The sequence below is a fragment of the Paracoccaceae bacterium genome (assembly GCA_019454225.1).
In the GTDB taxonomy this organism is placed as follows: Bacteria; Pseudomonadota; Alphaproteobacteria; order Rhodobacterales; family Rhodobacteraceae.
On record CP075370.1, the window covers coordinates 626,177 to 646,940 of the forward strand.

The 20,764-nt window shown below is 67.5% G+C and carries 21 protein-coding genes; 15 read left to right on the top strand and 6 right to left on the bottom strand.

The features are described 5' to 3' along the window. Nucleotides 1–6 precede the first annotated feature (6 nt). From cysA to KF887_03045, 3 genes are all read left to right on the top strand, one after another. Complete coding sequence (cysA, locus tag KF887_03035) at nucleotides 7–726, top strand: sulfate ABC transporter ATP-binding protein (GenBank protein ID QYK42121.1); 720 nt, start codon at nucleotides 7–9, stop codon at nucleotides 724–726. Continuing rightward, a complete protein-coding gene (locus tag KF887_03040; GenBank protein QYK42122.1) occupies nucleotides 723–1,199 on the top strand; it encodes an Lrp/AsnC family transcriptional regulator in 477 nt (158 codons plus the stop codon). Before cysA ends, KF887_03040 begins: the two co-directional genes overlap by 4 nt. A gap of 355 nt (nucleotides 1,200–1,554) precedes the next feature. Then, the gene (locus KF887_03045; GenBank protein ID QYK43411.1) at nucleotides 1,555–2,742 is read left to right on the top strand and encodes an NnrS family protein; all 1,188 of its coding nucleotides are present in this window, start codon (nucleotides 1,555–1,557) and stop codon (nucleotides 2,740–2,742) included. Here KF887_03045 and KF887_03050 read toward each other — a convergent pair. Then, complete coding sequence (locus KF887_03050) at nucleotides 2,723–3,418, bottom strand: Crp/Fnr family transcriptional regulator (GenBank protein ID QYK42123.1); 696 nt, start codon at nucleotides 3,416–3,418, stop codon at nucleotides 2,723–2,725. The two genes, KF887_03045 and KF887_03050, sit on opposite strands and share 20 nt — an antisense overlap. 99 nt (nucleotides 3,419–3,517) lie before the next feature. Between KF887_03050 and KF887_03055 the strand changes: the two genes are divergently transcribed. Continuing rightward, nucleotides 3,518–3,952, top strand: coding sequence for a pseudoazurin (locus KF887_03055; protein ID QYK42124.1), 435 nt, complete (start codon nucleotides 3,518–3,520; stop codon nucleotides 3,950–3,952). 171 nt (nucleotides 3,953–4,123) lie between these two features. Here KF887_03055 and KF887_03060 read toward each other — a convergent pair whose 3' ends face one another. The 3 genes from KF887_03060 to KF887_03070 all read right to left on the bottom strand — a co-directional run bounded on the left by KF887_03060 (nucleotide 4,124) and on the right by KF887_03070 (nucleotide 7,054). Beyond that, entirely contained in the window at nucleotides 4,124–4,948 is an 825-nt protein-coding gene (locus KF887_03060) for an SUMF1/EgtB/PvdO family nonheme iron enzyme (GenBank protein ID QYK42125.1), read from the bottom strand. 69 nt (nucleotides 4,949–5,017) lie between these two features. Then, complete coding sequence (gene nirK / locus KF887_03065; GenBank protein ID QYK42126.1) at nucleotides 5,018–6,166, bottom strand: nitrite reductase, copper-containing; 1,149 nt, start codon at nucleotides 6,164–6,166, stop codon at nucleotides 5,018–5,020. 123 nt (nucleotides 6,167–6,289) lie between these two features. Then, the gene (locus KF887_03070; GenBank protein ID QYK42127.1) at nucleotides 6,290–7,054 is read right to left on the bottom strand and encodes a DeoR/GlpR transcriptional regulator; all 765 of its coding nucleotides are present in this window, start codon (nucleotides 7,052–7,054) and stop codon (nucleotides 6,290–6,292) included. A 215-nt stretch (nucleotides 7,055–7,269) separates the two neighbouring features. Between KF887_03070 and glpD the strand changes: the two genes are divergently transcribed. From glpD to KF887_03125, 11 genes are all read left to right on the top strand, one after another. Beyond that, the gene (gene glpD, locus KF887_03075; GenBank protein ID QYK42128.1) at nucleotides 7,270–8,928 is read left to right on the top strand and encodes a glycerol-3-phosphate dehydrogenase; all 1,659 of its coding nucleotides are present in this window, start codon (nucleotides 7,270–7,272) and stop codon (nucleotides 8,926–8,928) included. A 10-nt stretch (nucleotides 8,929–8,938) separates the two neighbouring features. After that, the gene (locus KF887_03080; GenBank protein ID QYK42129.1) at nucleotides 8,939–10,027 is read left to right on the top strand and encodes an ABC transporter ATP-binding protein; all 1,089 of its coding nucleotides are present in this window, start codon (nucleotides 8,939–8,941) and stop codon (nucleotides 10,025–10,027) included. Between the two features lie 3 nt (nucleotides 10,028–10,030). Further along, nucleotides 10,031–11,119: an ABC transporter ATP-binding protein gene (locus KF887_03085; protein ID QYK42130.1), complete on the top strand. Its 1,089-nt coding sequence runs from the start codon at nucleotides 10,031–10,033 to the stop codon at nucleotides 11,117–11,119. Then, a complete protein-coding gene (locus tag KF887_03090) occupies nucleotides 11,119–11,991 on the top strand; it encodes a sugar ABC transporter permease (protein ID QYK42131.1) in 873 nt (290 codons plus the stop codon). Before KF887_03085 ends, KF887_03090 begins: the two co-directional genes overlap by 1 nt. A 1-nt stretch (nucleotide 11,992) precedes the next feature. Further along, nucleotides 11,993–12,796 carry a carbohydrate ABC transporter permease gene (locus KF887_03095; GenBank protein QYK42132.1) on the top strand — a complete coding sequence of 268 codons (804 nt, stop codon included), beginning with the start codon at nucleotides 11,993–11,995 and terminating at the stop codon, nucleotides 12,794–12,796. A 50-nt stretch (nucleotides 12,797–12,846) separates the two neighbouring features. Beyond that, nucleotides 12,847–13,200, top strand: coding sequence for a DUF2160 domain-containing protein (locus KF887_03100; protein QYK43412.1), 354 nt, complete (start codon nucleotides 12,847–12,849; stop codon nucleotides 13,198–13,200). Between the two features lie 89 nt (nucleotides 13,201–13,289). After that, a complete protein-coding gene (locus KF887_03105; GenBank protein QYK42133.1) occupies nucleotides 13,290–15,017 on the top strand; it encodes a carbohydrate ABC transporter substrate-binding protein in 1,728 nt (575 codons plus the stop codon). Between the two features lie 224 nt (nucleotides 15,018–15,241). Then, on the top strand, nucleotides 15,242–16,729 hold the full coding sequence (glpK, locus tag KF887_03110) for a glycerol kinase GlpK (protein ID QYK42134.1): 1,488 nt from the start codon (nucleotides 15,242–15,244) through the stop codon (nucleotides 16,727–16,729). Beyond that, nucleotides 16,726–17,859: an iron-containing alcohol dehydrogenase gene (locus tag KF887_03115; protein QYK42135.1), complete on the top strand. Its 1,134-nt coding sequence runs from the start codon at nucleotides 16,726–16,728 to the stop codon at nucleotides 17,857–17,859. The genes glpK and KF887_03115 overlap by 4 nt, the downstream gene beginning before the upstream one ends. A gap of 18 nt (nucleotides 17,860–17,877) precedes the next feature. Beyond that, nucleotides 17,878–18,732 carry a sugar ABC transporter permease gene (locus tag KF887_03120; GenBank protein QYK42136.1) on the top strand — a complete coding sequence of 285 codons (855 nt, stop codon included), beginning with the start codon at nucleotides 17,878–17,880 and terminating at the stop codon, nucleotides 18,730–18,732. After that, nucleotides 18,729–19,508: a carbohydrate ABC transporter permease gene (locus tag KF887_03125; GenBank protein ID QYK42137.1), complete on the top strand. Its 780-nt coding sequence runs from the start codon at nucleotides 18,729–18,731 to the stop codon at nucleotides 19,506–19,508. Before KF887_03120 ends, KF887_03125 begins: the two co-directional genes overlap by 4 nt. 219 nt (nucleotides 19,509–19,727) lie before the next feature. Here the strand turns inward: KF887_03125 and KF887_03130 are convergent, their stop codons facing one another. Both KF887_03130 and fdhD read right to left on the bottom strand, forming a co-directional pair. Further along, on the bottom strand, nucleotides 19,728–19,949 hold the full coding sequence (locus KF887_03130) for a formate dehydrogenase subunit delta (GenBank protein QYK42138.1): 222 nt from the start codon (nucleotides 19,947–19,949) through the stop codon (nucleotides 19,728–19,730). After that, complete coding sequence (gene fdhD / locus KF887_03135) at nucleotides 19,939–20,760, bottom strand: formate dehydrogenase accessory sulfurtransferase FdhD (protein QYK42139.1); 822 nt, start codon at nucleotides 20,758–20,760, stop codon at nucleotides 19,939–19,941. Before fdhD ends, KF887_03130 begins: the two co-directional genes overlap by 11 nt. Nucleotides 20,761–20,764 lie beyond the last annotated feature (4 nt).

Consider the following 20,764-nt stretch of genomic DNA (forward strand, 5'->3'; position numbering starts at 1 on the left):
AGGCCCATGAACATCGAGATCGAGGACATCGCCAAGGAATTCGGCGCGACCGCCGCTCTGCACCCCGTGTCGCTGTCCATCCCCTCGGGCACCTTGGTGGCACTGCTCGGCCCTTCGGGGTCAGGCAAGACCACACTCTTGCGCATCCTCGGCGGGCTGGAATTCCCGTCGGCGGGCCGGGTCCTGTTCGACGGATCGGACGCCACTGGCCTGACCGTGCAGGAACGCCGTGCGGGCTTTGTCTTCCAATTCTATGCCCTGTTCCGGCACATGACAGTGTTCGACAACATTGCCTATGGCCTACGCGCCCGTCCCCGCAAGACGCGCCCGCCCGCGGCCGAGATCGCGCGGCGGGTGAACAAGCTGCTCGACCTGATCAAGCTGCCCGACATCGGCGCGCGCTATCCCAGCCAGCTATCGGGCGGCCAGCGGCAGCGCGTGGCACTCGCCCGCGCGCTGGCGATCGAACCGCGGATGCTGCTCCTGGACGAACCCTTCGGCGCGCTGGATGCCAAGGTGCGAAAGGAACTGCGCCAGGGCCTGCGCGACATCCACGACACCACCGGCCTGACAACGGTCTTTGTCACCCATGACCAGGAAGAGGCCATGGAACTCGCCGATCTGGTCGTGGTCATGTCGATGGGCCGCATCGAACAGGTGGGCAAGCCCGAAGACATCCGCGCCCGCCCCAGGACCCCCTTCGTGCGCGAGTTCATCACGGCATGAGCGACGCGCCCCCCCTCGACCGGATCGACCGGCGCATCCTGCACGAGCTGATGCGCGACGCGACGCTGCCGGTCTCGCAACTGGCGGAACGCGTGGGCCTGTCGCAAACCCCGTGCTGGAAACGGGTGCAAAAGCTCGAGGCGGCCGGGGTCATCACCGGCCGCGTCGCAATTGTCGATCCGGCCGCGATCGGCCTTGGCCTGACCGTCTTCGTCGAGATCGAGGCTGCCGACCACACGCCGGAATGGCGCGCGGCGTTTGCCGCCGTCGTGGCGGATTATGCGGAGATCGTGGAAGTCCACCGGATGGCGGGCGAGGTCGATTATCTGCTCAAGGTCGTGGTCGGCGACATGGCCGCTTACGATGCCCTCTATCTCGATCTGACACAGCGCCTCGCCTGCCGCAACGTGACGTCGAAGTTCTCGATGGAGCGCACGAAGGCCACGACCGCCTTGCCGATCGGCACGGCCTGAGCCTGGTCAGGTCGGCAGCCGTGGCTTCACCCCACTGACCGCCAACCGGAGTCGGTTGCATCCGGCGGATCCTTCAGCCCGGCCAGAGGGGAAGGTCGCCGATTCAGAACGCGATATCGTCGTCGCGCGCCTGACACGGCCGGGGCGGCACGCGGCGCGCAACCCTGGCGCGTCAGGCGGCCGGAACGCGGTGCCCGGGGCAGCGTCGGCTCGTCAACCATCGCGATGGGACCCCGCCGGATTTGTGCCAGCACAACGACAGGGCGGCGCGGCGCTGCCAGAACGCCGATGTGGAAAGCAGCGTCACATCGACGTCTGGCGGGAACCGGGCCACCGCGCGAAAGGTACGAGAATGATCAACCGAACCCGCCCGTCCTACAGTGGACCCGCGCTGTTCAGCTATGGCTTTCGTCCGCTGTTCCTGATGGCGGGTCTGTTCGCGTCACTGGTCGTGCCGCTCTGGATCGAGATCTGGTCCGGCCGGGTCACGCTGGCCGGACCCTTCTCGCCGACCGACTGGCATATCCACGAGATGCTGTTCGGCTATACCTCTGCCGTCATTGCAGGTTTCCTGTTCACGGCCATTCCCAACTGGACCGGGCGGATGCCGATGCGAGGCTGGCCGCTGATGGTGCTGGCCGTGCTGTGGCTGACCGGGCGGGTGGCTGTCGCCGGGGCGTTCGGGTGGGGGCCGCTGCCGGTCATGGTGGTGGACTGCGCCTTCATGGCCGCCATCGGCGCGACGGCGGTGACCGAGATCGTGGCAGGCCGGAACTGGAGCAACCTCAAGGTCGTCGTTCCGGTGCTGCTCTACCTGGTGGCCAACCTCACCTTCCACCTCGAGGCCATGACACGGGGCGAGGCGGCGGTGGGGCGCAGCCTGGGCCTTGCGATGGTGGTGCTTCTGATCCTTCTGATCGGCGGCAGGATCATTCCCAGTTTCACCCGCAACTGGCTGGCGCATCGCGGGCCGGGCCCCTTGCCGGTTCCGTTCGGGCGCTTCGACAAGGCAAGCCTTGGCGTGACCGCGGCGGCGCTTCTGGTCTGGGTAGTCTGGCCCGATACACCGGCCGCGGCGCTTGCCCTGTTGCTTGGCGGCGTGGCGCAGGGGTGGCGCATGTCGCGGTGGTGCGGCCGGGCGACGGTGCGGTCGCCGTTGCTTCTGATGCTGCATGTCGCCTTCGGCTTCGTTCCGCTCGGGCTTGCGGCGCTTAGCGCCGCACAGATCGGCCAGCTGTCCGCGGCTGTGGGGCTGCACCTGCTGGGAATCGGGGGCATCGGCGGGATGACGCTTGCGGTGATGATGCGCGCCTCGCTGGGCCACACGGGCCGCGAACTGCAGGCCGGACCAGTGCTGACGCTGGCCTTTGCCTGCGTCGCACTGGCGGCCCTGGCGCGCGTGGCGGTTCCGGGGATGCCGGGGCTGTGGTGCGCCGCCGGTCTCTGGACGCTCGGCTTTGTCATCTTCGTCGGGCGGCTGGCGCCGGTGCTGACGCTGCCCAACCCGGGCCGCCGGACACCCTCTAGTCCTCGGCCCCGCTGAGCGTGACCAGCCGGTCCGGCGCCGTCACGGTGATCTTGCGGCGCTCCGACACCACGATGCCTTCGCGTTCCCACCCACTCAGCAACCGGCTGACGGTGTGCAATGTCGTGCCGGTCATGTCCGAGATGTTCTGGCGGGTGATCGGCACGCCGATCTCGATACCGCCGTCAACCTGCCGGCCCATCTGGCTCACCAGCCGCATGATGGCGCAGGCGATGCGCTGTTCCACCTGCTGGGTGGCCAGTTCGACGATCCGGTTGTTCATCTCGGCCACCCGCTCGCCCACCACCCTGTAGGTCTCGGTCGCGAATCCGTCATAGCGGCCCGTGAACTCGGCCCACATCCGGTTCGGCCAGGCCAGCGCCACGCAATCATCCGCCGTCATCGCCGTGGCGGGATAGGTGGTCCGCCCGAGTGCCGCGCCAATGCCGAACAACTGCCCCGGCGCGATATGCATCGCGATGATCTGTTCGCCCCCCGGGGTCGTTCGGACGACGCGGATATGGCCATCCAGCAGCAGGAAGAACCGCTCCACCGGCATCCCCTCGCTGAACACGGCCACGCCGGGATCGAACCGCATCGCCTGGGCCGCATCAAGGATCTCGCGGATCTCCGGGCGTGACAGCCTGCGAAAGGGCGGAAGGCCGGTCAGCAGGCTTTCGTCGAGACGGTGCAAGCCAAACCCTCCGATATTGCGGCAGCGCAACGATCCGGGCGCGATCCTAGCCTAGAAGCGGTGCATGACGAAACACTGCCGCCCCCGGAAAGGACAAACATGTTCCCGAAACTGATCGCCGCCAGCCTCGCCGCTCTCTTGCTGGTTCCCTCGGCCGAGGCCGAAAACTTCGACGTGCTGATGCTCAACAAGGGGGCTGACGGCGCGATGGTCTATGAACCGGCCTTCCTGAAGGTGGCGGTCGGCGACACCGTGACCTTCATTTCCACCGACAAGGGCCACAACGTCGAGGATATCGACGGCATGCTGCCCCCGGGGGTGGAACGGTTCAAGAGCAAGATGGGCGCGGATTATGTGCTGACCATCACGGCCGAGGGTCTCTACGGGCTGAAATGCACCCCGCACTACACCATGGGCATGGTCGCCCTCATCCAGGCCGGTGCGCCGGTCAATCTGGATGCACTCAGGGCGGTCCCGCTGAAGGGCAAGGCCAGGACGCGGTTCGAACCGCTGTTCGCGCAGGTCGCCGAATAGGATCGCCATCCGAAGCCCCGAAGGGCGGCCCCGGAAACGGGGCCGCCCTTGCACGTTGCACCTGTCGTGCCGCTGCGCCGACGGCGGTTGCGGCGTCCGGCGATCGCCCGTCCTTCCATGCCGGCGCAAGGATCGCACCGCGAAGGCCCCGGGGATCAGCGCCCGACGCCCTCACCATGACGCATGATCGCCCTCGTCCCGCACCAGCCGGAACCCCAGATAGTCCGGCGGCACACCGGCGGCGCAGCCACCCGACCGGGCATCGCGGATGAAGGTGATCACAAAGGCGCGGTGCTTGCCCTGCACGGCCCGCACGCCGCAATAGTCGGACCGCGAGGCGACGGTCTGTCCGTCGGCGGTCAGCCGGCCGTTCTGAAAGCAGGTCTCGGTCCATTCCCAGACATTCCCCGCAATGTCGGCAACACCCCGGTCGTTCAGCCCGAAATGGCCCAGCGGATGCGGCCTCGGATCGGCATCGCCGCGCAGCGCCACCTCGCGCAGATAGGCGGCGATCCACCGGCGCGAAGGGTCGTTGCCGCTCGCTTCCGCCGACAGGGCATCGTCAGAACCACGGTTCCCGGCCGCGCGCAGCCATTCCGCATCGGTCGGAAGGCGCCACCGGACCCCGGTCTGCCGTGAAAGCCACGCGGCATAGGCGGTGGCGTCGGCATGGTTCACCCCGGTCCGGGCCAGGTGCGGGCTGGCCGTGCCCGGCGCCCGCGGGCAGGCCCCGGCCTGCGCGCAGCGCGCATAGTCGGCCTCGGTCACGTGGTATTTCATGATCTCCAGCGCGGGCGCATCCAGCCGCTGCGGCGGCGCATCGACGATGCGGGTTCCCTGCCGGAACTCGCCCGCCGGGCGGTAGTGCTGCGGACCGGCGGCGATATGCACGGTCTCCGGCAGCGGCGGTCTGGCCACTGGCGGCAGCAGCAGGACCGCGCCGCCGACCAGGACCGCCGCGGCGACAAGAATGCCCGGAACAGCACGGCGCGTCATGGCAGCCCCCTCAAGAAAGGCGGGGCAACCCCGGTCAGGGGCAGCCCCGGTGTCATCGGCCCTGAACGGTCACGGCAGCGCGCTGCGCCCCTCGTGCGCTGCGTCATACTCGACCGGGGCCACGACCTGTTCCATCAGCTCGTTGTCCCAGTCACCGCCCACGATCACATGCGCGGTGGCCCCAAGGTTCACTGCTTCGATCAGGTTGTGATTGACATAGGCATAGACCCCCGGCTGCAGGAACGTATACAGCGCCGCCCCGGCAGAGCCGCCCCGGATGAACCAGGTTTCAAGGTCGCGCTCGGGCGGGTTGTTGAACTTGCCGGTTTCCCAGACCAGATCGCCATGCCCGCCGATCAGGTGCGGGCGGCTGTCGCGGTTGGCCTGGCTGTGGACGAACAGCACCGTTTCCCCCTGTTCCGCCGTCAGCGCCGTGTCGCCGGTCAGCGCACCCACCCGGCCGTTGAACACCACATGCGACGGGATCAGACCGTTCATCACCGCCAGCGTGTCGGAATAGCTTTCGCCCGGGTCGGCAAAGCGCATGTAGGCGCCGTCCTCGCCCCGCGGGATGTAGAAATCGTTCTCGCCGATATAGTAGACCCGGTCATAGGTGACGGGTCGGCCCAGATGGTCCTTCAGCCCGTCGCGCGGCAGCACCATGATGGCGCCCGACATGCCCGACACCACATGCCAGGGAATCATCGGGCCACCTGGCGCGCAGTGATAGACAAAGACCCCCGGTCGCGTCGCCTTGAACCGCAGCACCGTCTTCTCGCCCGGGTTCACCAGCGTCAGGGACCCGCCCCCCAATGCGCCGGTGGCCGAGTGAAAGTCGATATTGTGCTGCATCATGTTCTCGGGCGGGTTGAACAGGGTCAGCTCCACATGGTCCCCCTCATGCACCACCATCAGCGGGCCCGGAACCGATCCGTTGAACGTCATCGCCTGCACCCAGGCGTCCTCGTCCACCTGCATCTCCTTCTCGATGATCTTCATCTGGAACTCGACGATGTGCGGGCCGGTTGTCGCCACCTGCTCATGCGGATGCACGAAGGGGGGCGCCACCAGTTTCACCTTGCGGCGTGGCAGGCCGGACAGGTCGACCGGGGCAGCGGCCGAGGTATCCATCACCTCCTCGGCCTCTGCCGTCCTGATGACATGGGGGGCGGCCGCCACCAGTGCGGCCCCCATGAGCGCGGCGCGTCTTGTGAACATCGGCTTCTCCTTCCGGAACCTGTGGGTTTGCGGAGGATCTACCCTGCGTCTGTCGGGCGTTCGTTGCGCTCCCGCAACGTTGCCGCCGATTGCGCGGCCATGCGACGCAAGCGGCCGCGCCGGTCAGCCCGGCGCGATGACCACGCCAACGCCCCACTCGCTGCATTTCCGCGCCAGATCGGGCGGCAAGGGCCGGTCGGTGAACAGCGTGTCGATCTCTGCAAGCGAGGCCAGCCGGGCCGGGGCAGAGCGGTCGAGCTTGGACCCGTCGCAGACCAGGAACACCTTTCGCGCCTGGCGGATGATCGCCTTCGACACGCGAACCTCCGCCAGGTCGAAATCCAGGATGTCGCCATCCCGATCCAGCGCCGAGGCCCCGATCACCGCATAGTCCACCTTGAACTGCTCGAAGAACTGCGTCGTCAGCTCGCCCACCAACCCGCCGTCCGACCGCCGCAGGGCGCCCCCGGCCACCATGATCTCGCAGCCCGGATTGGCGGCCAGCGTGTTGGCCACGTTCATGTTGTTCGTCACCACGGTGATGTTGCGATGGGCCAGCAGTTCCTGCGCGACGGCCTCGGTCGTGGTGCCAAGGTTCATGATCAGCGAGCAGTTCTCGGGAATCGCGGCGGCACAGACGCGCGCGATCGCCGCCTTGGCCTCCTGGTTCATCCGGCGCCGCTGTTCGTAGCCAAGGTTCGTCACGCCGGTCCGCGGAACCGCGCCGCCATGAACCCGGTCCAGATGGCCCATGTCGGCCAGGTCCGACAGGTCACGGCGGATGGTCTGCAACGTCACCTCGAACCGCTGGGCCAGGTCGTCGACCATCACCCGCCCTTCGGCACGGACGATCTCGAGGATCTCGCTCTGACGAAAGCTCAGCGCCATGGCCCGTTCCTTTTCCCGCGCAGGTGATCGTCAAGTTTCGTCAAGGCCCCGCGTCCGTTCAAGCAGGAAAATGCGCCGCAATCGCAGCAGGATTTTCGCCGCAGCGCAGCGCGAAAACGCGCGATTTGATGGAAATAGCCTTCCAAAACAGGGAATTTGGGCTCAAGATGGCCTCGTGATGTTCGTTTCTCCCAGAAACACGCACAAACGAAAGAATGTGGTTGACCTCCGCGATCCATTCGCATCACTCTTGTGCCACCAGGGAGGAGACTGGCGTGAACGCAGAGAACAAGCCCGGCTTGGCCGACCTGTTCATCATTGGTGGCGGGATCAACGGTTGCGGGATCGCGCGCGATGCTGCGGGCCGGGGGCTGTCGGTCGTTCTCGCCGAACAGGGCGATCTGGCGCAGGCGACCTCGTCCTCCTCGACGAAGCTGTTCCACGGCGGGCTGCGCTATCTGGAGTATTTCGAGTTCCGTCTGGTGCGCGAGGCGCTGGAGGAACGCGAGACGCTGCTTGTCGCCATGCCCCACATCAGCTGGCCGATGCGATTCGTGCTGCCCTATTCCCCCGACATGCGGTTCGAGGGCGACACGCCGACAGGGCGCCTGCTGGCGCGGGTCATGCCCTGGATGAAGGGGCGCCGCCCTGCCTGGCTGATCCGGCTGGGGCTGTTCCTGTATGACACGCTGGGCGGGCGGAAAATCCTGCCCGCCACCCGCACGCTGGACCTGACGCAGGACCCGGCAGGCAGGCCGCTGCAACCCCGCTTCCGGCGCGCCTATGAATATTCCGACTGCTGGGTCGAGGATTCCCGGCTGGTCGCGCTCAACGCCCGGGATGCGGCGCTGCGCGGCGCGACGATCCTGACCCGGACCCGCGTGGTCTCGGCCAGCCGCATCGGCGATCAGTGGGAAATCGTCACCGAGGGGCCAGCCGGGCGCCGCACGCATCGTGCCCGCGCCCTCGTCAACGCCGGCGGGCCCTGGGTCGAGGACATCATCCGCAATGTCGCGCGGATCAATTCCACCGAGGGCGTGCGCCTGGTGCGCGGGTCGCATATCGTCACGCGCAGGCTCTATGACCACGACCGCTGCTATTTCTTCCAGGGAAGCGACGGGCGGATCATCTTCGCCATCCCCTATGAACAGGACTTCACCCTGATCGGCACGACCGACCAGGACCACCAGGGGGCACCGTCCGAGGCGCGCTGCACCGACGCGGAACGCGACTACCTGCTGGCCTTCGCCAGCCGCTACTTCGCGCGGCCGGTGACGACGGACGATGTGGTCTGGACCTATTCGGGGGTTCGCCCGCTCTACAACGACGGGGCGAAATCGGCCACGGCGGCGACGCGCGACTATGTGCTGTCGCTGGACACCCAGGGCGGCGCCCCGCTGCTCAACGTCTTCGGCGGCAAGATCACCACCTACCGCCGCCTCGCGGAAAGCGCGATGTCGCGGCTGGCCCCGCATTTCCCCGACGCCCGGGGGGCATGGACGGCGCGCGTCGCGCTGCCCGGCGGCGACTTCCCGCATGACGGTGTCGCCGCGCTGCGCGCCGCGCTGATGGCGCGCTATCCCTTCCTGTCCGACTACTGGGCCGCCCGCCTCGTGCGCGCCTACGGCACCGAGGCCGCCACCCTGCTGGGCGAGGCCCGCACCGCCGCCGACCTCGGCCGCGACTTCGGCGCCACGCTGACCGAGGCCGAGGTGCGCTGGCTCATGCAGCACGAATGGGCGCGGCGCGCCGAAGACATCGCCTGGCGCCGCACCAAGCTCGGTCTGCGGATGACCGAACGGCAGATCACCGAACTCGATCAATGGATGGCCGGCGCGATCGGCCACGGGGCGGTCAGCCCCGCGGCGGAATGAAGGGGGAAGCATGGCGCTGGAACTGCAAGCCGTCAGCCGCGTGGTGAAGGGGCAGGTGCACATCCACCCCACGACGCTGACGCTGGAAAAAGGCACGATGAACGTGCTTCTCGGCCCCACGCTGGCGGGCAAGACCTCGCTGATGCGGCTGATGGCCGGGCTTGATGCGCCCACTTCGGGCCGCCTGCTGTGGCACGGCACCGATGTCACCGGCCAGCGCGTGCAGGATCGCAAGGTGGCGATGGTCTACCAGCAGTTCATCAACTACCCCGGCCTTTCGGTCTACGAGAACATCGCCTCGCCCCTGCGGCTGATGGGCAAGGCCCGGGCCGAGGTCGACCGCGCCGTGCGTGCCACGGCCGAAATGCTGAAGCTGACCCCGATGCTCGACCGCAAGCCGCTGGAACTGTCCGGCGGGCAGCAGCAGCGCTGCGCGCTGGCCCGCGCGCTGGTGAAGGGCGCCGGGCTGGTGCTGCTGGACGAGCCGCTGGCCAACCTCGACTACAAGCTGCGCGAGGAGCTGCGCGCCGAAATCCCGCGCATCTTCGAGGAATCGGGGGCAATCTTCGTCTATGCCACCACCGAACCCGAAGAGGCGCTGCTCCTCGGCGGCAACACCGCCGCGATGTGGGAAGGGCGCGTCACCCAGTTCGGCCCCACCCCGACCGTCTATCGCCAGCCCGCCGATGCCATCACCGCGCGCGTGTTCAGCGATCCGCCGATGAACTTCGTCTCCTGCCTCAAGGAAGGGAACCGCATCACGCTCGGCGGCACGGCCACCCCATCGGCCGGCACGCAGTTCGCCACGCTGCCCGACGGGCGCTACACCGCCGGGTTCCGGGCGAACCACCTGCATCTTGACAGCCATTCGGGCCGCGCGCTCGAATTCCGCTGCACCCTGGGCGTGTCCGAGATCACCGGTTCGGAAACCTTCCTGCACCTGACCCATGGCGCCGACCGCTGGGTCGGCCTGATCCATGGCGTGCACGACCTTGCACCCGGCACCGGGGTAAGCCTGTGGCTCGACCCGGCGCATGTCTACATCTTCGATGCCGACGGGCGGCTTGCCGCCGCTGCGGCCTATGCGGCGGCGGCCTGACCCATGGCACAGATCACCCTCCGGAACCTCGCCCACAGCTACCACGCCGCCCCGCGCGGCGAGCAGGACTTTGCGCTGAAGCAAATGGACCACGTCTGGCAGGACGGCGGGGCCTATGCGCTCCTGGGGTCGTCGGGCTGCGGCAAGACCACGCTTCTCAACATCATCTCGGGGCTGCTGAAACCGTCGCAGGGCCGGGTGCTGTTCGGCGACCGCGACGTGACCGATGCCGAGACGGCCGCGCGCAACATCGCGCAGGTGTTCCAGTTCCCGGTCGTCTACGACACGATGACGGTGCGCGACAACCTGGCCTTTCCGCTGCGCAACCGGGGCATGGATGCCGCCTACATCAAGGCCCGCGTCGCCCAGATCGCCGCCATGATCGGCATGGAGGCGATGCTCGACCGCAAGGCGCGCGGCCTGACCGCCGATGCCAAGCAGAAGATCAGCCTGGGCCGCGGCATGGTGCGCGAGGACGTCAACGCCATCCTGTTCGACGAGCCGCTGACCGTGATCGACCCGCACATGAAGTGGGAACTGCGCACGCAGCTGAAACAGCTGCACCGCGAATTCGGCCACACGATGATCTACGTCACCCATGACCAGACCGAGGCGCTGACCTTCGCCGACAAGGTGGTGGTGATGTATGACGGGCGCGTGGTGCAGATGGGCACCCCGGAAGAGCTGTTCGAGACGCCCGCCCATACCTTCGTCGGCTATTTCATCGGTTCTCCGGGCATGAACCTGCTGCCCGCCGGGATCAGCGGCAGCGCGGCGCATCTGAACGGCGGCACCGTTCCGCTGGGCGCAACCTATGGCGCTGTGGCGGGCCGCACCCAGATCGGGATTCGCCCGGAGTATGCCGTGCTGACCGAGGGCGACGGCCTACCCATCGCAATCCGGCGGGTCGAGGACGTGGGCCGGCACAGGATCGTGCGGGGCGAGGTGGCGGGCCACCCCGTCAACGTCATCGTGCCCGAGGGCATGCCGGTGGGCGCCGCGATGACGCATGTCCGGTTCGCCCCGGACCGCATCAACGTCTATGCAGATGACTGGCGCGTCGCCCCGGCCGGTCAGGGGGGGGCGGCCTGATGGACAAGACGCAGAACAACAGGGCGTGGTTCCTGGTGCTGCCGGTGCTGGTGATCGTGGCCTTCTCGGCGGTCCTGCCGCTGATGACCGTGGTCAACTACGCCCTGAACGACACGTTCGGGAACAACCAGTTCTTCTGGGTCGGCCTCGAATGGTTCGAGGAGATGCTGGCCTCGCAACGGCTGCACGCCGCACTTGGCCGCCAGATCCTGTTTTCCGCCATCATCCTGGCCATCGAGGTGCCGCTGGGCATCTACATCGCCCTGAACATGCCGAAAAAGGGCTTCTGGGCCTCGGTCTGCCTGGTGCTGATGGCGCTGCCGCTGCTGATCCCGTTCAACGTGGTCGGCACCATCTGGCAGATCTTCGGCCGCGTCGACATCGGGCTCCTGGGCCGCTACCTCGCGGAACTGGGCGTCGACTACAACTACACCAACGACCCGTGGGACGCCTGGATCACCGTGATCGTGATGGATGTCTGGCACTGGACATCGCTCGTGGCGCTGCTGTGCTATGCGGGCCTGCAATCCATTCCCAATGCCTATTACCAGGCGGCCCGGGTGGATCAGGCAAGCCGCTGGGCGGTGTTCCGCTACATCGAACTGCCCAAGATGGCGGGCGTGCTGCTGATCGCGGTGCTGCTGCGGTTCATGGACAGCTTCATGATCTATACCGAACCCTTCGTCGTCACCGGCGGCGGCCCGGGCAACTCGACCACCTTCCTGTCGATCGACCTGGTGAAGATGGCGATCGGCCAGTTCGACCTCGGCCCCGCCGCGGCCTTCTCGATCATGTATTTCCTCGTGATCCTGCTGGTGTCCTGGGTGTTCTACACCGTGATGACCAACCTCGACAAAGAGGAGGGCAAGTAAGATGCGCCTGCGCGGCTCTCCCATCGTGATGACGCTCTACCTGCTGTTCCTGCTGATCCCGATCTACTGGCTCGTGAACATGAGCCTGAAGACCAATACCGAGATCACCTCGACCTTCACGCTGTTCCCGCATGACCTGACGTTCCGCAACTACATGGTCATCCTGACCGACCCGTCCTGGTACATGGGCTATGTCAACTCGATCATCTACGTCGTGATGAACACGGTGATCTCGATCACCGTGGCGCTGCCCGCCGCCTACGCCTTCAGCCGCTACAGCTTCATGGGCGACAAGCACCTGTTCTTCTGGCTGCTGACCAACCGGATGGCGCCGCCGGCGGTTTTCGCGCTGCCGTTCTTCCAGCTGTATTCCTCGGTCGGCCTGTTCGACACCCACATCGCCGTGGCCCTGGCGCATTGCCTGTTCAACGTGCCGCTGGCGGTCTGGATCCTCGAAGGCTTCATGCGCGGCGTGCCAAAGGAAATCGACGAGACCGCCTATATCGACGGCTATTCCTTCCCGAAGTTCTTCGTGAAGATCTTCATGCCCCTGATCGCCAGCGGCATCGGCGTCGCGGCCTTCTTCTGCTTCATGTTCAGCTGGGTCGAACTGCTGCTGAGCCGCACGCTGACCTCGGTGAACGCGAAACCCATCGCCGCCACCATGACGCGCACGGTCTCGGCCTCCGGCATGGACTGGGGGGTGCTCGCCGCTGCGGGCGTGCTGACCATCATTCCCGGCGCGCTGGTGATCTATTTCGTCCGCAACTACATCGCCAAGGGCTTCGCCCTGGGGAGGGTGTGACCATGGCCGCATCCCGCTGGACGCTGATCTATCTGGCCGCCGGGGGCATCATGGCCGCCGTGCTGGCCGGGCTGATCGCAGCTACCCCGCGCACCGACTCCGGCATCAACTGGTTCGCACCCATGGTTCCCGGCGGCTGGATGGCCTGGACGCTTCCGGTCGCGCTGTTCTTCTTTGTCATCGCCTGCCTGCTGATCCTGTTCACGCTGCTGGCGATCCGCTACCCCGAAACCCCCCGCCGCGGCATCCTGCGCATCGAGACGACGCGCGGCGACCGGCTGTTCATTTCCCTGCTCGGGTCGGCCTTCCTGTGCCTCGGCTGGCTCTCGCTTTTCGGTGTCCCCCTCTGGGGGGCGCTGATCTGCTGCCTGATCTATGCGGCCGCCGTGTTCCGCTGGGTCTGATCGGCACCAAGGCGCCGGGGGGGCGGATGCGACCCGCCCCCCCGGCTGGACTGCAAAAACCGACGTCTCACAATCTGGGAGGATATGACATGAGACTGCGACACACGACAACGGCCATGGCGCTTGCGCTGATGGTCATGGGTTCGGCCCCGGCCTGGGCCGACATGGACGCCGCGAAAGCCTTCCTCGATGCCGAAATCGGTGCGCTCTCCACCCTGTCGCGCGCCGACCAGGAGGCCGAGATGCAGTGGTTCATCGACGCCGCCAAGCCCTTTGCGGGCATGGACATCAAGGTGGTCTCGGAAACCATCACCACCCACGAATACGAGGCCAAGGTGCTGGCCCCGGCATTCACCGCCATCACCGGCATCAAGGTCACCCATGACCTGATCGGCGAAGGCGACGTGGTCGAAAAGCTCCAGACGCAGATGCAGTCGGGCGAAAACATCTATGACGCCTACATCAACGACTCCGACCTGATCGGCACCCACTGGCGCTACCAGCAGGCCCGCATCCTGACCGACTGGGTCGACGGCGAGGGCAAGGCCGTCACCAACCCCAATCTCGACCTGAACGACTTCATCGGGCTGAAATTCGTGACCGCGCCCGACGGCAAGGTCTACCAGCTGCCCGACCAGCAGTTCGCCAACCTCTACTGGTTCCGCGCCGACTGGTTCGACCACCCGAAGAGCCAGGAGGATTTCAAGGCCAAGTATGGCTATGACCTCGGCGTGCCGCTGAACTGGTCGGCCTACGAGGACATCGCCGAGTTCTTCACCGGCCGCGACATGTCCTATGCGGGCGGCCCGTCCTCGGGCGTCTTCGGAAACATGGACTACGGCAAGAAGGACCCTTCGCTCGGCTGGCGCTACACCGATGCCTGGATGTCGATGGCCGGCATGGGCGACGTGGGCGAACCGAACGGCCTGCCGGTTGACGAATGGGGCATCCGGGTGGACGAGAACAGCCGTCCGGTCGGGTCCTGCGTGGCGCGCGGCGGTGCGACGAACGACGCGGCGGCGGTCTATGCCGTGACCAAGGCGATCGACTGGCTGCAACGGTTCACCCCGCCGGAAGCGCAGGGCATGACCTTCGGCGAGGCGGGGCCGGTTCCGGCACAGGGCAACATCGCCCAGCAGATGTTCTGGTACACCGCCTTCACCGCCGACATGGTCAAGGAAGGTCTGCCGGTGATGAACGCCGACGGCACGCCCAAGTGGCGCATGGCGCCCAGCCCGCACGGCACCTACTGGCAGGAGGGGATGAAGGTCGGCTACCAGGACGCAGGGTCCTGGACGCTGATGAAGTCCACCCCGGTGGATCGGGCGCAGGCGGCCTGGCTCTACGCCCAGTTCGTCACCTCCAAGACCGTGGACGTGAAGAAAAGCCATGTCGGCCTGACCTTCATCCGCGAATCGACCATCCAGCACGAAAGCTTCACCGAACGCGCGCCGAAACTGGGCGGTCTGGTGGAATTCTACCGCTCGCCCGCGCGCGTGCAGTGGTCGCCCACCGGCACCAACGTGCCGGACTATCCCAAGCTGGCGCAGCTGTGGTGGCAGAACATCGGCGACGCCATGTCGGGCGCCAAGACCCCGCAGGAAGCGCTGGACGCGCTCTGCACCGAACAGGAAAGGGTCCTGGAACGGCTGGAGCGTGCCGGCGTTCAGGGTGACATCGGCCCGAAGATGAACGAGCCGCAGGACCCGCAGGTCTGGCTTGACGCGCCCGGTGCCCCGGTCGCCAAGCTCGACAACGAAAAGCCCGCGGGCGAAACCATCAGCTATGCCGAGCTGATCAAGTCCTGGCAGAACTGAGACGGGCGGGCGGGGGTGTCTCATCCCCGCCCACCTGCCTTTGCGGGGGAACGATGTCTGATGTGCCCGGCGTCCGGCGGATCGGCACCTGCAGCCCCTGCGCCGTCCGCGGCGCGGCGGCGAGATCTTAAGAACTGGTTAAAATGGATTGGTCATGTCATTGATATGAATGACGAAATAAAATGTCCCACCGTGGGACGCCTGCCATCAGACCCGAGGTTCCCATGACCGACCACATCCTCGCCATCGACCAGGGCACCACCTCCAGCCGCGCCATCGTCTTCGACACCGCCCTCCGCGTCGTCGCCACCGCGCAGGAAGAATTCGCCCAGCACTACCCGGCCCCGGGCTGGGTCGAGCATGCCCCCGCCGACCTCTGGGCCACCGTCGCCGGCACCGCCCGCGCCGCCATCGAGCGCGCCGGCCTCACCCCCGCCGATATCGCCGCCATCGGCATCACCAACCAGCGCGAGACCACCCTGATCTGGGACCGCGCCACCGGAGAGCCGATCCACCCCGCCATTGTCTGGCAGGACCGCCGCACCGCCGACACCTGCGCCGCGCTGAAGGCTGCCGGACACGAGGCCATGATCACCGCCCGCACCGGCCTCCTGCTCGACCCCTATTTCTCGGCGACCAAGATCAAGTGGCTGCTCGACACCGTTCCCGGCGCCCGCGACCGCGCCCGAAAGGGCGAACTGGCCTTCGGAACGGTGGACAGCTTCCTGATCTGGAAACTGACCGGCGGCACCGTCCACGCCACCGACGCCACCAACGCCTCGCGGACGCTGATCTACAACATCGTCACCGGGGAATGGGATGCCGAGATCTGCGCGCTGCTCGACATTCCCATGGCACTCCTGCCCGAGGTGAAGGACTGCGCGGCCGACTTCGGCCAGACCCGCGCCGATCTCTTCGGACGGCCGATACCCATCCTCGGCGTCGCGGGCGACCAGCAGGCGGCGACCGTGGGGCAGGCCTGCTTTGCCCCCGGCATGATGAAATCGACCTACGGCACCGGCTGCTTTGCCCTGCTGAATACCGGTGCCGACATGGTGCCGTCGCGGAACCGCCTGCTGACCACCATCGCCTACCGGCTGGACGGCCAGACCACCTACGCGCTGGAAGGGTCGATCTTCATCGCGGGGGCCGTGGTGCAATGGCTGCGCGACGGGCTGCGGATCATCCGCGAGGCGAAAGAGACGCAGCCCCTCGCCGATGCCGCCGACCCGGCGCAGGACGTGGTGCTGGTGCCCGCCTTCACCGGTCTCGGCGCGCCCTACTGGCGCCCCGAATGCCGGGGCGCGATCTACGGTCTTACCCGCAACTCCGGCCCCGCCGAACTGGCCCGCGCGGCGCTGGAAAGCGTGGGCTACCAGACCCGCGACCTGCTCGAGGCGATGCGCGCCGACTGGGGTGCCGCAGCCGACGGCATCCTGCGCGTCGACGGCGGCATGACCGCATCGGACTGGGCCATGCAGTTCCTGTCCGACATCCTCGGTGCGCCGGTGGATCGTCCCGTTGTCACCGAGACCACAGCGCTGGGCGCCGCCTATCTGGCCGGGCTGAAGGCCGGGCTGTGCCCCGCGCCGGCGGAGTTCCAGACAACCTGGGCGCTGGAGCGCCGCTTCACCCCAGCGATGGACGCCGCCACACGTGATGCCAAATACGCCCGCTGGGGTCGAGCCGTGGCGGCGACAATGGCGGTATGACCCCCTTCGCCATCGCTGCCCCCGCGCGCGTCCTGTTCGGCCGCGGCGAGGCCACCCGGGCCCCGGCCCTGATCCGCGCCCATGGCACAAGGGTCCTTGTCGTGAATGGGTCCTCGGGGCGGCATGCGCCCTGGCTCGTGGCCGAACTGGCAGGGCTGGGCGCCGAGACCCTGGGCCAGCCCTGCACCGGAGAGCCGACGCTTGCCATGCTGGAGCAGGCCCTGGCCCAGGCGCGCGGTTTTGAGCCACAGGTCGTGGTCGGCCTTGGCGGCGGCGCGGCGCTTGACCTTGCAAAGGCGCTGGCCGCGCTGATCCCCGCGCCGGGCGCGCCGATGGACCATCTGGAGGTCATTGGCAAAGGCCTGCCGCTGACCGCCGACCCCCTGCCGTTCATCGCGATCCCCACAACAGCGGGGACCGGGGCCGAGGCGACGAAGAATGCGGTCATCGCAGCAGAGGGCCGCAAGGTCAGCCTGCGGGATGACCGCATGCTGGCGCGGCTGGCCATCGTCGACCCGGCCCTGACCGACGGAACGCCGCGCGCCACGACACTGGCCTGCGGGCTGGATGCGATCACGCAGGTGATCGAGCCCTTCGTGTCGTCGAAGGCCACGCCCTTTTCCGATGCCATCGCCGGGCCCGCGATTCCGCGCGGACTGGCCGCGCTGGCGCGGCTGATGCAGGCCGAAGAGGCCGAGGCCCGCGACGCCATGGCCTGGGTCAGCCTGTGCGGCGGGCTGGCGCTGGCGAACAGCGGCCTGGGGGCCGTCCATGGGCTTGCCGGCGTGATCGGCGGGCTGATCCCGGCCGCGCATGGCGCCATCTGCGGCGCACTGCTGGCTCCGATCCTGCGGCTGAACCGCGACAGGGCAACCGGCGACACGGCCGCGCGGCTGGACCATGTCTTTGGCCAGATCGCCGCCACGCTGGGCGGGCGGACAGCGGAGGCCCCGGAAACCCTGGCCGCCTGGGTGCGCGAGGCCGGTCTGCCCGGCCTCGGCGCGCTGGGCCTGCCCGCGGCGCTGCATGCCCGGACCGCAGCCGACGCGATGGGTTCATCGTCGATGAAGGGAAACCCGGTGGCGCTGTCCGAGGCCGATCTGAGGGAGGCGCTGGATGCCGCGGCCTGACCGCCAGGCTGCACGCCCATGACGCCGCATGACAACAGGGCATGGCTGCTGGTTCTTCCGGCCATGGCGTTGCTGGTCGTGATCGGCCTGCTGCCGCTGCTGGCGGTGGTCAACTACGGTTTCCATGACATCTTCACGCTGAACGATGTCCACTGGGTTGGGCTGGAATGGTTCGCCGACATCCTCGGGTCTGACCGGTTTCTGGCATCGCTTGGCCGCAGCCTGCTGTTCTCGGCGCTGGCGCTGGCGGTGCAGGTGCCACTGGGCATCGCGGTGGCGATGCTGCTGCTGGGATACCGGCGCCGCGCGGTCTGGGGGCTGATGCTGTGCGCGCTGCCGCTGGTCGTGCCGTGGAACATGATCCCGATGCTGTGGCTGGGCATGATCGACCGCCAGTCCGGCCTGCTCGGACCCGGGCTGGATGCCGTCGGGTTCGATCACAGGTTCACCGCCTGGCACACCTGGGCCCTGATCCTGCTGATGGACACCTGGCACTGGCTGGGCCTTGTCGTGGTGCTGTCCTATGCCGGTCTGTCGGCCATTCCGCAGGCGTTCCGGCAGGCCGCCGCCATCGACGGCGCGTCCCGCTGGGCGGTGTTCCGGCACATCGAGCTGCCCAGGCTGGGCGGTGCGCTGGCCATCGTGCTGCTGCTGCGCTTCGTGGACAGTTTCATGATCTACACCGAAGCCTTCGCGATCAACGCGGGCGGCCCGCAAGACGCGACACGGTTCCTGTCGATCGAACTGGGCGAGGAGATCAAGGGATTTTCCTATGGCCAGGCGGCGGCACGGGCGACGCTGTATTTCCTGATCGTGCTGGCGGTGGTCTGGGCCTTCATCGTGGCGACCCGAAAGGGGAATGACACCGCATGATCCGCGCCCTTGCCCTGCTGGCCCTTGCGGTTTTCATTCTGCTGCCGCTGGCGCAGGCCGTGCTGCTCAGCCTGACGGTGACCCTGCCGCGCGACGGGCTGGCGGAAGGGACGATGGGGCTGATGAACTATGCCGCCGTGCTGGCGACGCCGGAGTTGCGGGCGGCCATGATCAGTTCGGCGACCTATGTGATCCTGAATGTGGTGCTCTGCATCGCACTGGGGCTGCCCGCCGCCTATGCCCTGGCGCGGTTCGGCTTCGTCGGGGACAGGCATGTCATGCTGGCGCTGCTCGTGTTCCGGGTGACGCCCCCGGTGGTGCTGTCGCTGCCGATCTTCATCCTGTTCTCGCGCCTGGGTCTGGTCAATTCGCCGGTCGGCATCGCGCTGGTGCATGCGCTGTTCAACCTTCCGGTCGCGATCTGGATCCTGGAAAGCTTCATCCGCGCGGTGCCGCGCGCGCTGGACGAGACGGCATTCCTCGATGGCCATTCCGGCCCGTCGTTCTTCTTTCGCCACCTTGTTCCCGCCATTGCCCCCGGCATCGGCGTGGCCGCCTTCTTCTGCTTCATCTTTGCCTGGGTCGAGGTTGTCTTTGCCCGCATCCTGACGGTGACCGCCGGCAAGCCGATCACGATGGCCATCAATGCGATGTTCGGTTTCCAGACCGACCTCGGCATGGTCATGGCGATGACCTGCCTGTCGCTGGTGCCTGGCCTGGCCATGATCTGGCTGGTGCGCAATCACCTCGCCAGGGGTTTCACGCTGCGCGCCTGAGGCGGTGCCACCCGCCGCCACACCGGCGCGCAAGTGCGGTTGCCGGTCGGATCGGGGCCGCCCGTCAGATGGTCATCGCATGTGTCGCAGCATGAACAGGGCGCCCGTCGGTTTTCTTCGGGCTTGTCCAGCGCGACAGGACCGAACGACGACCGCGGCATGCAGCGGACAATGCGCAGACCGGTCACGCCGGCGCCTCGACCGGCCTGCGTTTTGATTTCAGGCAGCGTGGGTGGGCCGAATCTGACGCAGGGCAGCCATGGCCTTGTCGTCAAGCCCGGCCGCGCCGCCCTCGACATGCGCCCGAAGCTCGGCAATCATCCGCGGCTCCCAGAAATCGCGCAGATGGGCCGCGATGCGGTCGACCTGGTCGCTGCCCGGCTGGCTCCGGAAGAAGGTGGCGATCTGGTTGGCCATGTAGACCAGTTTCTCAGGCGACATCGGACACCTCGTCCGTCACGCGGTGGGGGTGGGAATACAGATCGAACCCGCCGCCCCGGACAAAGGCGGCAAGGGTAATGCCCGCCGCATCGGCCAGCCGCACAGCCTGGGCCGTCGGCGCAGAAACGGCGAGGATCGCCGGGCAGCCGGCCATCGCGCATTTCTGGATCAGTTCCACCGACAGGCGGCTGGTCATCACGAAGGCACCGGCCGCGGGGTCGATCCCCTGGCGCGCCATGGCCCCGATCAGCTTGTCCAGCGCATTGTGGCGGCCGACATCCTCGCGCGCCAGCACGATGCCCGCGCCGGGGCGCAGGAACCCCGCCGCATGGGTGGCGCGGGTCTGGTCATGCAGCGGCTGATGGGCGCGCAGCGCATCGGTCGCACCCAGCACATCGGCGCGCGACAGCCGGACTCCGCGATCGGTCACCACCGGCAGCGCGCGGCCGGCCTGTTCCAGGCTGTCGATGCCGCACAGCCCGCAGCCCACCGGGCCGGCCATGAACCGGCGCCGGGCCGCCAGCGCCGCGTCGCGGTCGGCGTTGATCCACATCCGCGCCTCGAGCCCCACGGGATGCGCGGCAATCTCCAGATCCTCGATCTCGGCGCGATCGGCAACGATCCCCTCGGACAGGGCGAACCCCACGGCAAAATCCTCGATATCGCCGGGGCTCGCCATCATCACGGCAAGCGTGGAGCCGCCGAACACCATCGCCACGGCGACCTCTTCCGGCAGCGTGCGGCGCACGGCCAGGGTCGCGTCGCCCTTCACCGAAAGGCCCGCCATGCTCTGCATCGGAGACCGCGTCATGGCC

Bases quoted from the DNA above. Each gene is read 5' to 3' on its own strand.
- glpK (QYK42134.1), top strand. From the start codon at position 15,242: ATGACCGACCACATCCTCGCCATCGACCAGGGCACCACCTCCAGCCGC.
- KF887_03095 (QYK42132.1), top strand. From the start codon at position 11,993: ATGCGCCTGCGCGGCTCTCCCATCGTGATGACGCTCTACCTGCTGTTC.
- KF887_03125 (QYK42137.1), top strand. From the start codon at position 18,729: ATGATCCGCGCCCTTGCCCTGCTGGCCCTTGCGGTTTTCATTCTGCTG.
- KF887_03120 (QYK42136.1), top strand. From the start codon at position 17,878: ATGACGCCGCATGACAACAGGGCATGGCTGCTGGTTCTTCCGGCCATG.
- KF887_03085 (QYK42130.1), top strand. From the start codon at position 10,031: ATGGCACAGATCACCCTCCGGAACCTCGCCCACAGCTACCACGCCGCC.
- fdhD (QYK42139.1), bottom strand. From the start codon at position 20,760: ATGACGCGGTCTCCGATGCAGAGCATGGCGGGCCTTTCGGTGAAGGGC.
- KF887_03130 (QYK42138.1), bottom strand. From the start codon at position 19,949: ATGTCGCCTGAGAAACTGGTCTACATGGCCAACCAGATCGCCACCTTC.
- KF887_03080 (QYK42129.1), top strand. From the start codon at position 8,939: ATGGCGCTGGAACTGCAAGCCGTCAGCCGCGTGGTGAAGGGGCAGGTG.
- nirK (QYK42126.1), bottom strand. From the start codon at position 6,166: ATGTTCACAAGACGCGCCGCGCTCATGGGGGCCGCACTGGTGGCGGCC.
- cysA (QYK42121.1), top strand. From the start codon at position 7: ATGAACATCGAGATCGAGGACATCGCCAAGGAATTCGGCGCGACCGCC.
- KF887_03100 (QYK43412.1), top strand. From the start codon at position 12,847: ATGGCCGCCGTGCTGGCCGGGCTGATCGCAGCTACCCCGCGCACCGAC.
- KF887_03090 (QYK42131.1), top strand. From the start codon at position 11,119: ATGGACAAGACGCAGAACAACAGGGCGTGGTTCCTGGTGCTGCCGGTG.
- KF887_03105 (QYK42133.1), top strand. From the start codon at position 13,290: ATGAGACTGCGACACACGACAACGGCCATGGCGCTTGCGCTGATGGTC.
- glpD (QYK42128.1), top strand. From the start codon at position 7,270: ATGTGGTTGACCTCCGCGATCCATTCGCATCACTCTTGTGCCACCAGG.
- KF887_03060 (QYK42125.1), bottom strand. From the start codon at position 4,948: ATGACGCGCCGTGCTGTTCCGGGCATTCTTGTCGCCGCGGCGGTCCTG.
- KF887_03055 (QYK42124.1), top strand. From the start codon at position 3,518: ATGTTCCCGAAACTGATCGCCGCCAGCCTCGCCGCTCTCTTGCTGGTT.
- KF887_03115 (QYK42135.1), top strand. From the start codon at position 16,726: ATGACCCCCTTCGCCATCGCTGCCCCCGCGCGCGTCCTGTTCGGCCGC.
- KF887_03070 (QYK42127.1), bottom strand. From the start codon at position 7,054: ATGGCGCTGAGCTTTCGTCAGAGCGAGATCCTCGAGATCGTCCGTGCC.
- KF887_03040 (QYK42122.1), top strand. From the start codon at position 723: ATGAGCGACGCGCCCCCCCTCGACCGGATCGACCGGCGCATCCTGCAC.